Below are 15,059 nucleotides of genomic sequence, written 5' to 3'. Positions count from 1 at the left end.
CGCAATAACATGAAAAAGATACTTATGTCTAAAATAACATTTATTCTCAGCCTTCTGGTCATAAGTGGCGCATTGCAGGCACAAACTGTTTACACTCATTCGGTAACCACAATAGAAGGTGTAAACAAACCACTTACTGCATACCAGGGCAAAAAAATATTGGTGATAACATTACCTGTTCAGCAGAATGCATCAAATGATTCTTTGTTGCATTCGCTGGATTCATTGAATATAGCTTATAACGGTTCGCTGGTAATTATAGCCACACCTTCTTACGAAGATGGTTATTTACCACAAAACAAAACCGCATTACAACAATGGTACAGGAGCATATTGAGCAATACTATCATTGTAACCGATGGCTACTATACCCGTAAAACATCGGGCAGCCAGCAACAGGGGTTATTTAAATGGTTAACCAGTAAGGATAGCAACAACCATTTTGACCAGGATGTGGCTGGGCCAGGGAATAAATTTATTATCTGGACAGATGGGGCATTAGTAGGTATTTTGAATGCACAAACAAGGGTAGGAGGTGCAACACTGTATAACCTCTTACAGGATTAATAAAAGAGAGACCAAAAAATAATCAGCTGATAAAAAACAAAACTTTTCATCAATGAGAAAAGGTTATAAAAATATGGTAAAGGTATTTTCGGTAGGTATCATCTACCTGTTAAATGCACAACAAGTGGCGGCGCAACATACCGGTACGAACTACCCCACTGGTACACTTGTAAGCTTTGTACGTACCTGGGATGCCACAGCACCTGAGCAGGATCCCAATACCTTAATGACTAGGCCATTAAAAGATGTAAAACAAGTAACACAATACGTTGATGGTTTAGGCAGGCCATTGCAAACAGTGATTAAACAAGGCTCGCTTGTAACAGGATCGGCACCCACCGATATGGTAAGCCCTGTAGAGTATGATGAATTTGGTCGTGAGCAATATAAGTGGCTGCCTTACAAATCAACTGCAACAGATGGTTCGTTTAAATCAACTCCCTTTACAGACCTGGTTAGTTTTTATAACTCAGCCAGTGCTGCTTCCCCAATTTATAACCAGGGCGAAACTTTTTTCTATAGCAAGACCAATTTTGAACCTTCGCCACTAAACAGGGTAACGGATACGTATGCACCGGGCAATAGCTGGGCAGGCAGTGAAGGAAGCACCACAGTACCACAAAGAAATGTACAAGTACAATATGTCATCAATACAACAACAGATGCAGTACATATCTGGTCTGTAACCGATAATGCAACTATAGGTGTATTTGGAACCTATGCCTCTACTGCAATATACCCTGCCGGCGAACTGTATAAAACCATTACCACTGATGAAAATAAAAAACAGGTAATAGAATTTAAAGACAAAGAAGGCAAAGTAATTTTAAAGAAAGTACAACTAACCGCCACCGCTGATGATGGCACCGGAAAAGACTACACAGGCTGGCTATGCACTTATTATATTTATGATGACCTGGGTAATTTAAGGTGTGTAATACAACCTGAAGGGGTAAAAACAATTAGTAATCCAGCAAACCCCACATGGACATTGACAACTGTATTACTGGATGAACAATGTTTCCGCTACGAGTACGACCAACGCAACCGCATGATCAAAAAGAAAGTACCAGGTGCAGGTGAAGTGTGGATGGTGTATGATAACCTGGACAGGTTGGTAATGACGCAGGATGCCAACATGCGAAGCACCGCACAAAAAAAGTGGATGTACACGCAATACGATAATTTAAACAGGCCGGTAGCAACAGGATTAATAACTGACCCAACTAATTACACTAACCTTAGTTATCATTTAAATGCAGCTTATGCCAGTACAGCATACCCTAATATAGCTTCATATAGCAATGAAGAATTAACCCGTACATTTTATAACGATTACACCTGGCTTGCCGGTTACAGCAATCCTTTGCCCAATAGTTATAACAGCGGCTACGATAGTTATTTTCAAACAGCCTCTAACGCTAACTGGCCTTACCCACAAACCAACACACAATCAGCCAATATAAAAGCGCTGCCTACCGGAAGCAGGATAAAAGTATTAGGTACCATTAACACCTACCTGTATACCGTAAGTTTTTATGATGATAAAGGCCGTGTAATACAAACCCAAAGCACCAATATAACCGGCGGTACTGATATTGCCACTACCCAATATACCTGGGCAGGGCAACCACTGGTGATGATACAAAAACAGGAAAAAGCAGGTACGAATGCACAAACCACAGTAGTAGTAAGCCAGATGAGTTATGATGATTTAGGCAGGCTGGTTAAAACAGAAAAGAAAGTAAGCAATACATTGGTAAAAGTTAATGGCGTACTTAATGCAATGCCTGATTACAAGACCACTGCAGAAAACGCATACAATGCACTCGGGCAATTAAAGACTAAAAAACTGGCCCCACAATACAATAGTAATACAGGATTAGAAACCCTTACTTACGATTACAATATCCGTGGCTGGATGCTGGGTGCTAACAGAGATTATGCAAAAGACAATAACAGCAGCAATTATTTTGGATTTGATTTAGGATATGACAAAACGAATAACGGGATTATTAATAGCCAAACTTACACCAGCCCTCAATACAATGGCAATATTGAAGGTATGGTGTGGAAGAGTAAAGGTGATGGAGAAAAACGCAAATATGATTTTGCGTATGATGCGGCTAACAGGATTTTATCTGCAGACTTTAACCAATACAACGGAGCTGCTTTTGATAAAAGTGCCCTGGTTGATTTTAGCATGAGCAATATGAGTTATGATGCCAATGGAAATATTTTAACCATGTGGCAAAAGGGGCTAAAAATAAATACCAGTGATTACATAGATAAGCTAAGTTATAATTACTTTCTCAACAGTAATAAACTACTCAATGTAATAGATGGTGTAAATGATGCTGGTACCAAACTTGGTGACTTTAGAGCCTCAACTATTTACCAGCAGAATGTGCCGGTAAAAACTACTTCAACAGCAGATTATGATTACGATGTAAACGGTAATTTAAAACTGGATAATAATAAAGACATTAGCAGTATTACCTATAATCACCTGAACCTGCCATCAGTAATAACTTTATTACCATCGCCAAACTCTATCAATGGTTCCCGGACAATTACTTATACCTATGATGCTGAAGGAAATAAATTGCAAAAGCAAACCTCAGAATCCCGTGGGCCTGGTGTAAACAGAACGGTAACCACTACCTACCTGAATGGCTTTGTTTACGAAACCAAAGTAACCAATGCAGGTGGTGCATATGATCCGGCACTAAACTATACCGATGTATTGCAATTTATTCCACAGGAAGAAGGAAGGATAAGGTTTAAACCTGCTGCAGGTACAATAGACGCAAGCCTGCAGTATGATTATATGCTGAAAGATCATTTAGGTAATGTACGCATAGTATTAACTGACGAACAACAGGTAAATCAATACCCTGCAGCAACAATGGAAATAGCCGCTGCAACAACTGAAGAGTTACTGTATGCAAACCTTACTGCAACAAGAACAGATAAGCCATCAGGCTATCCTGTTGATAACACTACCAGCCCTAATGATAAAGTTGCCAAAGTAAATGGCAGTGGCAATAAAATAGGGCCATCCATTATTTTAAAAGTGATGGCGGGTGACAAATTTAATATTAAGGTAAGCAGCTGGTATAAAACAAATGGTGCTACACCCGGTACACCCGTAAGCCCTTTACCTGATTTATTGACTGCTTTAATAAATGGAGTAAGTGGTGTAAGTGCATCTGGAGGACATAGCACCACCACAACACAATTACAAACCAGTGGCGCTTTAACACCTGGTGCAACACAATTTTTAAATAGCCAGACACCAGATGGTTCAAGGCCAAAAGCCTATCTAAACTGGATACTGCTTGACGAGCAATTTAAATTTGTAGCCAGCAGCAGTGGTGCCGAACAGGTACCGGCAGAGAGTGTATTTGGCACAGCACCTAACCAAACGGTTTACAACCATGTTAAGAATGATCTACCAATAAACAAAAATGGCTATCTTTATGTATATGTTAGTAATGAAACACCTAACATAGATGTGTTCTTTGATAACCTGCAGGTGACGCATATAAGGGGACAAATTTTAGAGGAAACGCATTATTATCCTTTCGGTTTGACGATGGCGGGAATTAGTTCCAAAGCTGCGGGTTGTTTAGAAAGCAAATGGAAGTACAACGGCAAAGAATTACAAAACCAAGAGTTCATTGATGGAAGCGGATTAGAAACTTATGACTATGGAGCACGGATACAAGACCCGCAACTAGGCAGGTGGTGGCAAGTTGATCCACTATCTGACCAAATGAGAAAATGGTCTCCATATAATTACGCTTTTGATAATCCAATAAGATTTATAGATAAAGATGGAATGGCTCCAAATGATCATATCTATTATACAAATCGAGGAAAAGAAGTTCATAAAATTAGCGATGGAAGCACAAGAATAACTCCTGTAATAATTTCTGAAAGAAACGAAGCAGCTTTTAATGCGGCTTTAGCTAAAGGCGGTGCAACAATTGAAAGTCTTAAAGGTTTTGGAATAACATATGACACTAAATCTATTTCTAAATTTTATATTAATAATAGAAATAAATTCGCAGCGAAGAAAATAGGAAATGATGTAATACCAGAAACTACAGGTATAACACTTAATCGTAAATCAATTGCCAGAAATAGTCTGAAAGCAGAAGCAGTTGTAAACACGGTTTTAAAAGATGGTGTTGTATCAATTGGTAATAATCCGGCTGTATCAATTAATAATATGACTGGAGCGCCGCAAGATGCTGGAAATGAACCTAACAGAGTAGGTTCTGCTCATCTTCATCCTGTAGCTGAAACATCGAGTCTAACAATTCCAACCGGAAATCCTTTAAAGCCTTGGGCTTTTTACACAATCAATGGCGGCCACCCATCAGGAATGCCTGGAGAAGCAAGTGGGGACTACCAAGACCATCAAAGGGCAGTTGATGCAGGACAAGCCAAAGATGGAGTTAGATCTATAGTAGTAGATTCCCAAAATATTTACTTATATAATTCAGATTATAAACAAACAATCTCAGTTCCAAGACAATGAAAACAAAATATATCTTTATAATAAACATTGTGATGCTACTTAGCTGTAACTCAAATCAACAAAATGCAGAACATATGGAAGTTCAAATCAAAAACGGAAAATGTTCAGTTTACCCTACCATAGTTGATAGTTTACAGGTGCAAGATTTATATGATAGTGCAAAATGGCATTTGTATACGTGGAACTGTGACGTACCTTATAAACCCAAAAGCGACAGTTTAATAAGCAAACCCTTTGGGGAATTAGAATTAATGTTTAATAATTTAGTCATCAAGCATGATACTTTAGTATTAATATTTAACTTTATAGATAAGGATCAAGCTATATTACCAAATATGACAAGGGATAATACGCAATTGGTTACGGGAGTTGGATTTAATATGAAAACAAAAAGAAAAACTGAACTCTTGTTTCCTGGAGGTTCTGTTTCTTATCAAGGAGGTTTTAATCGTTATGAGACTGCTTTACAACCTGAAGTGCTAAAATTTATCAAGGAAGATTGGGATAAATTGGACGAGTGTTTTAGAAATCTTGCTGAAAAGAAAGGGATTAGGAAATAATTTGGTAGTGTCTCAAAATAGTTGGTTTTTTAAATCAGCTTGAGAATAAATCGTTTACAGGGGGCTGTTTCAGCCCTCCGTTTTTATTTTATAGAAAAAAAATATTTTTTAATCATTTAAAAGCCTTGAAACTACAGTATTTCAGTACTGGTGTATCAAAATATTTGGTAAATATGAAATGTAAAGGCGAAGAGAGATTGTAAGCTCCCCCAAAGTTCGGCCATTTAAAAGTTGACAAAATTGTTAACTTTAAAAATAATGTCCCTCCTCCCGGAGTACCTGCAGGAATTTATTTTGGTTTTGACCTGGGCTACGATAAAGCCAATAACAATATCATTGGCAACCAAACTTATACTGCTCCGCAGTACAATGGCAATATTGAGGGGATGGTATGGAAGAGTAAAGGCGATGGCGAAAAACGAAAATATGATTTTGGATATGATGCAGCTAACCGTTTATTGAAGGCAGACTTTACGCAATACACCAACAGCAGCTTTAACCAAAGTGCCGGGGTAAACTTTAATGTAATAATGGGTAATGGAACAACATTGCCCGATGGCGGGAAAAGTAAATGGCACAGTTCGAAATGTAGTCGTCACCTCAAATGCGATTTATCTTTATAATCAAACCATCAATCAACGAATAGTACGTAAATAATTTTACCATGAAAAATTATGTATATGTTATATTGAGTTCATTCAGTTTGTTTTTATTCAGTTGTAATAGCGAAAATTATAACGATAAGGATAAAAAAAATGATATTTTTCAGAATGACAGTTTAGCATCTATAAATAGAATTGTTAATAATTTCAGGAAATCAATTCTTAACTGCAGGGATTCAGTTAACAAATACAAAATTGTAGCGATTAATGACACCTGCTTAAAGTATATTTATGTAATTTATGGTAATGAAAAACTTAGAAAGCATGATTCATTAACAGTTTCTGAATGTGGTATTAAATTAACTGAGTTTAAAAAAAATGCAGACAATGAGTACACTCTTTATTATTATTTATCTATTAATGATAGTATACCAATGTTCGCAGAAACATCTAAGGGTGCCATGATACATACATTTGTATATAACAACAAAGAGCAAAAAATTACTAAAGCTTATTTAGGGCAGCATAACAGTTATATGGATGGAGAAGAATTAAGGAAACTATATTATTCTTCGCTGATCAATAACGAAAATGAAAAATATTTTACTGCAAATTACTCAAAGCTTCATCCTGATTTTGTCAGGCTCGTTCTGCCGAATGTTAGGTAATGTTTCATTCGTGTTGGTATTTTTTAAAACCCCCGTCAATAAAGAGTTTCAAAAAAGAGAAAGTTTAATTTTGTTAAAAATGGGTGGCATTAAGCCATCCTTTTTTGTTTTCCGGCCTTGCCTTTGATTACATGATAAAAGATCATTTGGGTAATGTACGAATGGTATTAACTGATGAACAGCAGGAAGATCATTACCCCACCGCAACGCTTGAAGGTACAGGCGCAGGCAGCCCCCTGGAAATGGAAAAAACCTATTATGATATCCCTAAGTCTTCCACCTATGTAGTTGCTAAACCAGCTAATGCCCCCAATTATATAAATGATAACGGCACTAACAACTCCAATACATTTGGATCGCCAACTGCTTATAGCCAGAAAGTATACCAGTTAAATGGAGCCAGTAATAAAACAGGCCCAAGTATGGTATTAAAGGTAATGGCAGGTGATAAACTGGATCTGCTGGCTAAATCCTGGTACGAATATGCTGGCGGTACAGTAACCAACAGTGCGTTTAGTGCAGGGGATCTTATAACTGCTTTTCTGGGTACAAGTGGCGGTTCCAATCCTGCAGCACAGCATGGTGGTACGTATTCTATTTTGAATGGTAATACATCCGGCACAGTAACTCCGCTTAATAACTTTATAACTAATTCCTCCAATACCAACCCGTACAATGGGGTAAAAGCAGGTGTATGTTATATACTGTTTGATGAGCAGTTTAATTTGGTAAGCTGCCAGTTTGACCCTGTATACATAAAACTGGGTGGGTTTAAAGGTGCAACTGGCGGCCCCGATGGCGGGCTTAAAAACCACATGCTGCAGAATATAAACGTACCCAAAAATGGTTATCTTTATGTGTACTGTAGCAATGAGAGTAATATCAATGTGTTCTTTGATAATTTAGAAGTGGTGCATACGAGGGGGCAGATACTGGAAGAAACGAGCTATTACCCGTTTGGGTTGACGATGGTGGGGATAAGTAGTAAGGCGGCGGGCACATTAGAAAACAAACGCAAGTTCAATGGTGGTACAGAATTAAATAATGATTTCGATATTAACTTGTACGAAACTCAATGCAGAAGTTACGACCCACAAATAGGACGATTTTTACAAGTAGATGAATTAGCAGATGCTAACTGGGAATGGACGCCTTATAATTTTGGACTGGATAACCCAATAAATTTAAATGACCCTAAAGGATTAGTTGATGAAGACCCTAAAAAGAAAAAAGACCCGGTATACTATACACCTGGAACAAATATGGCAGGTGTTACAGTAATAGGTCATGTAAAAGTGTTAACGCAGGCTCAGGTTCAGGATTTTCATACGAGATTAGAATATGCAGGTATCGGTATAGACAAAGTTAAAAATCGTAATTACAGAGCACAGCTTGAACGGTATGATGATATTTATAAGTTTATGGTAAAGGTTCATGCGGATATTAAACAAGATGGACTAAACTTACTAGAAGGGCTTTCATGGTTCATACCAGCTGGGCAGATTACTAAACTAAGATATTTGAAATTTGCAGGAACTTTGTTTAAACTTAAAAGAGGAGGAGTTGTAGCAAAAATATCAAGTACTTTTTTCACTGAACTGGGAAAAAATATACTGGCAAAAAATGGGAAGTTTGGTGATGTCGACTGGAATGATGTACTTATTAATACTGCAACCTCAAAGTTTAATATATTTGGAAAAATTGTAGCAAAAACTTGGAATTCTGCAGTTGATATAAGTTATTCACATGGTCAAGTTTCTGTATTTAACGAAAGAAAATCATATACAAGTGCTGGAATAGATCTTTTATTTAATTATGTAAAATTGGGTGCAAAAAGTTTAGCTGAACCAAATCAACCAACAGATGCAGTAAATACTTTCGATATACTTATGGACCAATCTAAAAATTTGTTGAAAGATGGCATTAAATAAAAATAAGATAGAGAAAATTATAACTTTAGTAATAATAATATCTGGCGTAGTATTATACTTTGTTAATGTTGAAAGAAAAAAAAATCTGAATAGCGTTGGTGTTTTTGTTTTAGGGAAGCTCGATTCATCTTATTTTGTAGGGGAAACTGGATGGATGTATAAATATCGATATAAATTTAATAATCAAACATTTTATAGAAGTATTAATATGTCAGTGCCGCAAGAGATTTTGAATGACAGCCTAATGTTTTTTAAAATATTGCCTAGTAATCCGAATATCTGTAGACAGCTAATTGATATAAAAGTGCCCAAGTGCATAATATTTGAAAATGTTCCGAAAAGTGGATGGAATAGCTTGCCGCTGACAATTTGCGATTCAAAATAAATGCTCTTTCTCGCCGTCTGTTCTTCGATTAATGATCGTAATGAATAGCAATAATAAAAGAGATAACGAGTAAGGATAGAAATAAAAAATCGCAATGTATCAGATTATCTGATCTTCACCTTTGTTGAGTGTGTCACGCCTCTTTGCCTTTGTTGGTAGCTCGCCGTTGTTGCGTATGTCGGATGGGTAAATGCGTTAGCATACCAACAACCCAGCCCGAAGCCCACTGCACGAATAATTTATAAAGCCATTTCCGCCGCTGTAGGTACTCGCCAAATATCCGCAAGCCAACTCTAACATCCGTGATCGCCGTCGCCTGTCTTCGACCAGCGATGCTGCACTAAAAAGAGGTTGCAAAATTGCCATAGTTTAGTAAAATGAAAACAACTTACTTTGAGTATTGGCCCCAGTTCTTCACTGCAACAATTCATGAATGGAAACATTTACTTTCAAAAGATGAACATGAGAATATCATAATCGAAAGCCTCCGGTTTTTAGTCGCACAAAAACGAATTACCCTTTTCAGATTTGCCCCGATAGCTATCGGGGTGGTTAATCATGTACACATTATATGGCAACCATTATTTGGATTTACTTCATCTGCAATACAATCTTATTTTATGAAACATACGTCAAAAAAATTAAAAGCTTCAATGGCAAAGAATGATACCGAAGTATTAGCAACTTATAAAGGGGATAAGTATGATCGTATGTACCAGATATGGAAAAGAGAACCCTTAAGCGTTGAGGTACGAACTTCTGCTGTTTTTGCACAGAAACTGGACTACATAAATAATAATCCGGTTGTGGTAGGTTTGAGTAATACTCCGGAAGCCTATTTTTATTCTTCGGTACGATTTTATCATGAAGGAGTACACGCTTTTAATATGCCGGGCCATTATTCAGGCAACTAACAATGGGCTGGTGGTGGCCGTTGGTCACAGACCAGGCGGCGTTCGGGAGAGCAAAACGTTTTGGATTTGGAGGAGGAGAATAAATACCTGCGGTGGCGCTTTTTTATTCTTCTTTGCTGCTTTTCTCTCCTACAAACCAATGCTCCTTATTTCTGAATAATACATTGAACGTAGTAAGAGAACCATAGCAACGGGTAATATATTGCTGGATATTTACCTTCTCTTCGTCGCTCAGTTTTTTATTGCTGTTGATATTTTGCTCCAGTACACGTAACCGGTCACGCAGCATTACAATTTTATGGAAGAAATCATCAATAGGAATTTCCTTGGGCTTTAAACTTTTATCCGCTGTTTGCAACAACATCGTGCCGCCGATCCATTTATCGCCCAACGGAACCAGTTCGTTCACATCACTCCATTGCCTTAAAATTTTTAATAAAGATTTTTCTACCGCCGAAACGGTCTCTACCTCAACGCTTACATTTTCGGCAATTATTTCATCCAGGTTAGTATCGGTTTTATCAATCTCTTTTATGCCGTGGTGGATAAAGGAAATTAAATACGTGGCATACCTTACGCCAACAATTACCCCGGGCCCGTATTGTGTATGTTGCAACCTGGTTCCTATACCAAGTGTTAATTGTTCAGCTTCCATAGTTATATAATTTTTCTGGTGCAAAATAATATTTATTCTGTTGCAGCAGCAACAGGGCTTGTTTTTTTATTATGCTTCTTTTGAATCCGCTTCATAATTAAAGGAATAAACATGGGAAAATACCGGCCGATAACCGGTAGCCATAAACTAACAAACACAAAATAGGTGGCCACCAGCGATAATAAAAAAACTGCCGGCGTAACCAGCGAACGTTTAATAGAAATACTAACCATATCACGGGTAAGTGTATGGCTGGCAATATTATTTTGGGGGTTGCCGATATATTTCCAGAGCCTGTAATTTAAATAACCGGTAAGGCAGATATTAAAAACATAAACCGTGTAAGGCACCACCACTTCAATTTTATTGGAGTACTCTCCATATAAGCCCGAGCTAAAAGGCATTATAACAACCGACAATAAAAAAATGAGGTTAAGCCATAATAGCTTGCTGTTATAATTTTCAACAAAACTAAACATGCGGTGGTGTACGGTCCAGTATAAGCCAATAATAAAAAAACTGATAATAAAACCAATGAATTTAAAAACAAGATGGCCCAGCGCTTTCAGCAATTCATGATCGGTAACAGCAGGTGCTTCTATAACCGGCACTTTTATTTCTATCGCCATTAAAGTAATAGCAATAGCAAAAACCGCATCACTGAAAAGGATCATCCTTTCAATCTGAAATTCTTTTTTCAGTTCGTTATGTAATTCGTTCATAAAAAGAAACGTTAGTGGTGGCTTTTAATGTAAAAGCAAAAAAATAAAGGAGCGTAAAAACAACTCTTTTATGGCAGTGCTTTTTCAGATTGAAAAGTACTGCTCTTTTTTTACATTTTTTCTTTTGGAGCGCTTTGTTGTAACAACTCGATCTTGTATTGATAACCGCAGTTTAAAATATACTGGTTCATGGTAAGTTCATCTGCGGCACTGGTAAACTCATAAGTGGGCCTGTATTTTGCCATAAAATTATCTAACTGCTGGCCATCTTCCAGGTGAGTGAGTTTTTTTACCAGGGTTTTATTAAAACGGAAGTTGATGTATTTTTCCTGTTCGTCTTTTTCTAATCTCAATTGAAAAGATTTCAGTCGCTTGTTTCTTTTAAACCGGAAAATATTAATGATCTCATCCACATCGGCACCGGGTACACCCGAGGGTGAAATGGAAGTTTTTAACGTAGGCTTCCGAAAATCAAAAACCTTGGCGTAGGTCTCCCTGTTTTCAATAGAATCCTGTTTAAATGATTTTCCAAAAACCACCACTTCTTTTAAAGTACTGTACTTGCCTTTATAATTTACCCGTAATGAAATATCAAAATGCGAAGGATCGGGAATGGTACGTACCGCAAAACTTTGTGTGGCTTTATTGCGGAAAATAAAGGATACCGAATCTTTCTCGGTTACCGCAAGGCTGTACCTTCCCATGGAATCGGTTAAAGTAAACCGGCCTTCTTTATTAATAACGGTAACACCGGGCACATAATTTATTTTGGAAGAATCAAAAACAGTACCGCTAAGCGTAAACTGTGCATATATCGATGGGCCCGCCAGCTGGCAACACAATAACAGTATGATTATTTTTAAAGATATACGCAACAACAAATTTTTAAAGGCATAATATTACGCCAACAAATTTATACAAAAGCCATAACGGTTTGTTTTAACTGCAATTTTACTTTTCTGCCCCTGGCCCTGAAGGGGAACATGGGCTTATAATGTAAACACTTATCAGGTATTACAAATCACCTGCTTTGTAAAATATCCGCAATTACTTTAGGATAATGTGCATGCTCCAGTACATGTATCTTCTGCGCCAGTGTATCAGCCGTATCATTTTCATTTACAGTGCAGGTTGCCTGGAAGATAACAGCACCATGATCGTACAATTCATCTACATAATGAATGGTAATGCCGCTTTCGGTTTCTTTATTATTAATAACAGCTTCATGCACATAGCGGCCAAACATGCCCTTGCCGCCATATTTTGGTAATAATGCCGGGTGAATATTCACGATCTTTTTTGGATAGGCCTTAATTAAAGCTTCAGGTATCTTCCATAAAAAACCTGCCAGCACAATAAAATTAATATGATGCTCCTGCAGCTCGGGTAAATAATGATCACCGTTAAAAAACTTTTCTTTTTCAATTAATAAGCATGGAATACCGGCATTGGCAGCAATACCTAATATACCTGCGCCGGGTTTATTGCAAACGATCAAGGCAATCGTAATATCAGCAGATGACGAAAACTGGTTGATGATCTGTTGGGCATTGCTGCCGGCACCGCTTGCAAAAATGGCAATACGGGTCCGGGTCATACGGTTAGGGCCGTCATGACCCGTATTATTGACGGTTGCAACCGTCTGCCCCCTGTCACCAGGTGACGCAAACCGCTTAAACACCCTGCCTAAATATTTTTTAAAAAAGCCAAACTGGCCCAAAGGAAAACTTACCAGCAAAACACATAAAGGCCATAGCAGGGTGATCAATACTATATATAATATAACCCACAATGCCCCTTTATCTAAATTTGTAAAGGCTAAAATTTTTCTGCCTGCATAGCCGCATAAGCTGCCGCCTATGGCAAAAGTGGTAATTATAAGTACCAGGTTAAGCCCGTTTACCTTCCAGCGTTGTTTAAGTTTTTCAAACATTTGGCAAATGTGAAGTAAAAAATTGTGAAATGGCAGCCCGAAACAAAAAATATTAAGGGATAAATATTGTTTACAAATATGTGACAATAACACTATAAAATGCTTTACAATCGGCTGAAACCCACGCTGGATAAGCGAAAAAAAATTTTAACAATGTTGATATTATGTCAGCATCCTGACTTAAATTTGCAGCCGAAACCGGATATTTTTCCACATTAGCCCCGTTATAACTGTATGAGTCGGTATAGAAAAATCTTTAACAGAGTATTTGCATTTCTTGTACTCTTTGCATTAGCCTCATCAACCAATACTATTTTTGCTCAGAACGGCGAAGCGCTTTTTAAAGCCAATTGTGCCAGTTGCCATAAGGTAGACAAGGATTTTACAGGACCAATGCTTAAAGGTGCAAGGGACAGGGAGCCGGATAAGGAATGGGCTTACAAATGGGTGAATAATGTAAATACCATGGTTGAAACCGACCCTTATGCAAAGGCATTAAAGGCAAAGTGGGTTTCGCAAATGCAGCAGTTTAACCTGAAGAAAGAAGAGATTAAAGCGATATTAGATTATGCTGATGCCCCTCCTCCGGTAACAGTCGCTGATCCAAACAAACCTACCGCCACAGAAGATAACTCTCTCCTTTTCGGTATTCTTACTTTGGTATTAGCACTTATAGCCTTTATATTATTACAGGTAAACAGCAACCTTCGTAAATTAACCGATGATAAAGAAGGTGTATTACGCGGCGAACCTGTTCCGGTATATAAGAACAAAACCTACTTAATGGTAGCCATTTTGGTACTGTTTTGTGTTGCCGGTTACTTCTTTACCAATGCTGCCATTGGCCTGGGCCGCATGAAAAATTACCAGCCAAAACAACCTATATTTTACTCTCACCAGGTGCATGCCGGTACTAACCAGATCAGCTGCTTGTACTGCCATGGTGGTGCACAGGATAGCAAACATGCTAACATTCCTTCGGTAAATGTTTGTATGAACTGTCATAAAGGAATTAATAAATACGAAGGTCCTGATGTATTGGTAAGAGAAGATGGTACTGCAGTTAACGGAACTGAAGAGATACAGAAACTGTATGAATACGCAGGTTTTAATGCGGCTACCAAAACTTACAATCCTGATAAAAATAATGATGGCGTACCCGATGGTGCACATCCTATTCAATGGACCAAAATTCATAATCTTCCCGATCACGTATACTTCAACCACAGCCAGCACGTAAAAGTGGGTAAACAACAATGCCAGACCTGCCATGGTAACATACAGGAAATGCCGGAAGTTTACCAGTTTGCCGACCTTAGCATGGGCTGGTGTATCAATTGCCACAGAGAATCTAAAGTTGATTTTTACAGCAAATCAGACAGTACCGGCAATAAATTCTACAGCATTTACGAAAAATTCCATAACGACTTAAAGCCTGATACCATCAGGGACAAATACAACAACATCAAGGAAATTAAGAAACCTAAGATGGATAGTGTAACCGTAGAAAAAATTGGTGGAACGGAGTGTCAGAAATGTCACTATTAATTGCTGCACCTGTAAAAGACATCAG

13 protein-coding genes are annotated in these 15,059 nt (G+C 37.8%); 9 read left to right on the top strand and 4 right to left on the bottom strand.

Features of this window, described 5'->3' with window-relative positions:
• Positions 1-9 precede the first annotated feature (9 nt).
• The 8 genes from ACYVM0_RS24520 to ACYVM0_RS24485 all read left to right on the top strand — a co-directional run bounded on the left by ACYVM0_RS24520 (position 10) and on the right by ACYVM0_RS24485 (position 10,176).
• Complete coding sequence (locus ACYVM0_RS24520) at positions 10-567, top strand: hypothetical protein (protein WP_460561651.1); 558 nt, start codon at positions 10-12, stop codon at positions 565-567.
• Positions 568-619: 52 nt separating this feature from the next.
• Complete coding sequence (locus ACYVM0_RS24515) at positions 620-5,116, top strand: DUF6443 domain-containing protein (RefSeq protein ID WP_460561649.1); 4,497 nt, start codon at positions 620-622, stop codon at positions 5,114-5,116.
• Between the two features lie 74 nt (positions 5,117-5,190).
• Positions 5,191-5,676 (top strand): hypothetical protein, encoded by a 486-nt coding sequence (locus tag ACYVM0_RS24510; protein WP_460561647.1) that lies wholly within the window; start codon positions 5,191-5,193, stop codon positions 5,674-5,676.
• Between the two features lie 386 nt (positions 5,677-6,062).
• Entirely contained in the window at positions 6,063-6,299 is a 237-nt protein-coding gene (locus tag ACYVM0_RS24505) for a hypothetical protein (RefSeq protein WP_460561645.1), read from the top strand.
• Positions 6,300-6,340: 41 nt separating this feature from the next.
• Positions 6,341-6,946 (top strand): hypothetical protein, encoded by a 606-nt coding sequence (locus tag ACYVM0_RS24500; protein WP_460561643.1) that lies wholly within the window; start codon positions 6,341-6,343, stop codon positions 6,944-6,946.
• A 422-nt stretch (positions 6,947-7,368) separates the two neighbouring features.
• A complete protein-coding gene (locus tag ACYVM0_RS24495; protein WP_460561641.1) occupies positions 7,369-8,877 on the top strand; it encodes an RHS repeat domain-containing protein in 1,509 nt (502 codons plus the stop codon).
• Positions 8,864-9,262 carry a hypothetical protein gene (locus ACYVM0_RS24490; protein WP_460561639.1) on the top strand — a complete coding sequence of 133 codons (399 nt, stop codon included), beginning with the start codon at positions 8,864-8,866 and terminating at the stop codon, positions 9,260-9,262. Before ACYVM0_RS24495 ends, ACYVM0_RS24490 begins: the two co-directional genes overlap by 14 nt.
• 377 nt (positions 9,263-9,639) lie before the next feature.
• Positions 9,640-10,176, top strand: a complete 537-nt coding sequence (locus ACYVM0_RS24485; RefSeq protein ID WP_460561637.1) for a transposase — start codon at positions 9,640-9,642, stop codon at positions 10,174-10,176.
• Positions 10,177-10,279: 103 nt separating this feature from the next.
• Here the strand turns inward: ACYVM0_RS24485 and ACYVM0_RS24480 are convergent, their stop codons facing one another.
• The 4 genes from ACYVM0_RS24480 to purN form a co-directional block, all read right to left on the bottom strand.
• Positions 10,280-10,831: a hypothetical protein gene (locus tag ACYVM0_RS24480; RefSeq protein ID WP_460561635.1), complete on the bottom strand. Its 552-nt coding sequence runs from the start codon at positions 10,829-10,831 to the stop codon at positions 10,280-10,282.
• 32 nt (positions 10,832-10,863) lie between these two features.
• A complete protein-coding gene (locus ACYVM0_RS24475) occupies positions 10,864-11,553 on the bottom strand; it encodes a TMEM175 family protein (RefSeq protein WP_460561633.1) in 690 nt (229 codons plus the stop codon).
• A 110-nt stretch (positions 11,554-11,663) separates the two neighbouring features.
• Positions 11,664-12,428 carry a peptidase associated/transthyretin-like domain-containing protein gene (locus ACYVM0_RS24470; protein ID WP_460561631.1) on the bottom strand — a complete coding sequence of 255 codons (765 nt, stop codon included), beginning with the start codon at positions 12,426-12,428 and terminating at the stop codon, positions 11,664-11,666.
• 146 nt (positions 12,429-12,574) lie between these two features.
• Positions 12,575-13,486 carry a phosphoribosylglycinamide formyltransferase gene (gene purN / locus ACYVM0_RS24465; protein WP_460561629.1) on the bottom strand — a complete coding sequence of 304 codons (912 nt, stop codon included), beginning with the start codon at positions 13,484-13,486 and terminating at the stop codon, positions 12,575-12,577.
• 234 nt (positions 13,487-13,720) lie between these two features.
• Here purN and ACYVM0_RS24460 point away from each other — a divergent pair, with 234 nt between their 5' ends.
• Positions 13,721-15,034 carry a c-type cytochrome gene (locus tag ACYVM0_RS24460; RefSeq protein ID WP_460561627.1) on the top strand — a complete coding sequence of 438 codons (1,314 nt, stop codon included), beginning with the start codon at positions 13,721-13,723 and terminating at the stop codon, positions 15,032-15,034.
• Positions 15,035-15,059: the final 25 nt, after the last annotated feature.

This window comes from Ferruginibacter profundus (assembly GCF_054783275.1).
This window is presented reverse-complemented; position numbering and strand designations above follow the sequence as displayed.

Excerpts from the sequence above, each read along its gene's own strand:
- ACYVM0_RS24520 (WP_460561651.1), top strand. The coding sequence starts at position 10 with ATGAAAAAGATACTTATGTCTAAAATAACATTTATTCTCAGCCTTCTG.
- ACYVM0_RS24515 (WP_460561649.1), top strand. The coding sequence starts at position 620 with ATGAGAAAAGGTTATAAAAATATGGTAAAGGTATTTTCGGTAGGTATC.
- ACYVM0_RS24510 (WP_460561647.1), top strand. The coding sequence starts at position 5,191 with ATGGAAGTTCAAATCAAAAACGGAAAATGTTCAGTTTACCCTACCATA.
- ACYVM0_RS24505 (WP_460561645.1), top strand. The coding sequence starts at position 6,063 with ATGGTATGGAAGAGTAAAGGCGATGGCGAAAAACGAAAATATGATTTT.
- ACYVM0_RS24500 (WP_460561643.1), top strand. The coding sequence starts at position 6,341 with ATGAAAAATTATGTATATGTTATATTGAGTTCATTCAGTTTGTTTTTA.
- ACYVM0_RS24495 (WP_460561641.1), top strand. The coding sequence starts at position 7,369 with ATGGTATTAAAGGTAATGGCAGGTGATAAACTGGATCTGCTGGCTAAA.
- ACYVM0_RS24490 (WP_460561639.1), top strand. The coding sequence starts at position 8,864 with ATGGCATTAAATAAAAATAAGATAGAGAAAATTATAACTTTAGTAATA.
- ACYVM0_RS24485 (WP_460561637.1), top strand. The coding sequence starts at position 9,640 with ATGAAAACAACTTACTTTGAGTATTGGCCCCAGTTCTTCACTGCAACA.
- ACYVM0_RS24480 (WP_460561635.1), bottom strand. The coding sequence starts at position 10,831 with ATGGAAGCTGAACAATTAACACTTGGTATAGGAACCAGGTTGCAACAT.
- ACYVM0_RS24475 (WP_460561633.1), bottom strand. The coding sequence starts at position 11,553 with ATGAACGAATTACATAACGAACTGAAAAAAGAATTTCAGATTGAAAGG.
- purN (WP_460561629.1), bottom strand. The coding sequence starts at position 13,486 with ATGTTTGAAAAACTTAAACAACGCTGGAAGGTAAACGGGCTTAACCTG.
- ACYVM0_RS24460 (WP_460561627.1), top strand. The coding sequence starts at position 13,721 with ATGAGTCGGTATAGAAAAATCTTTAACAGAGTATTTGCATTTCTTGTA.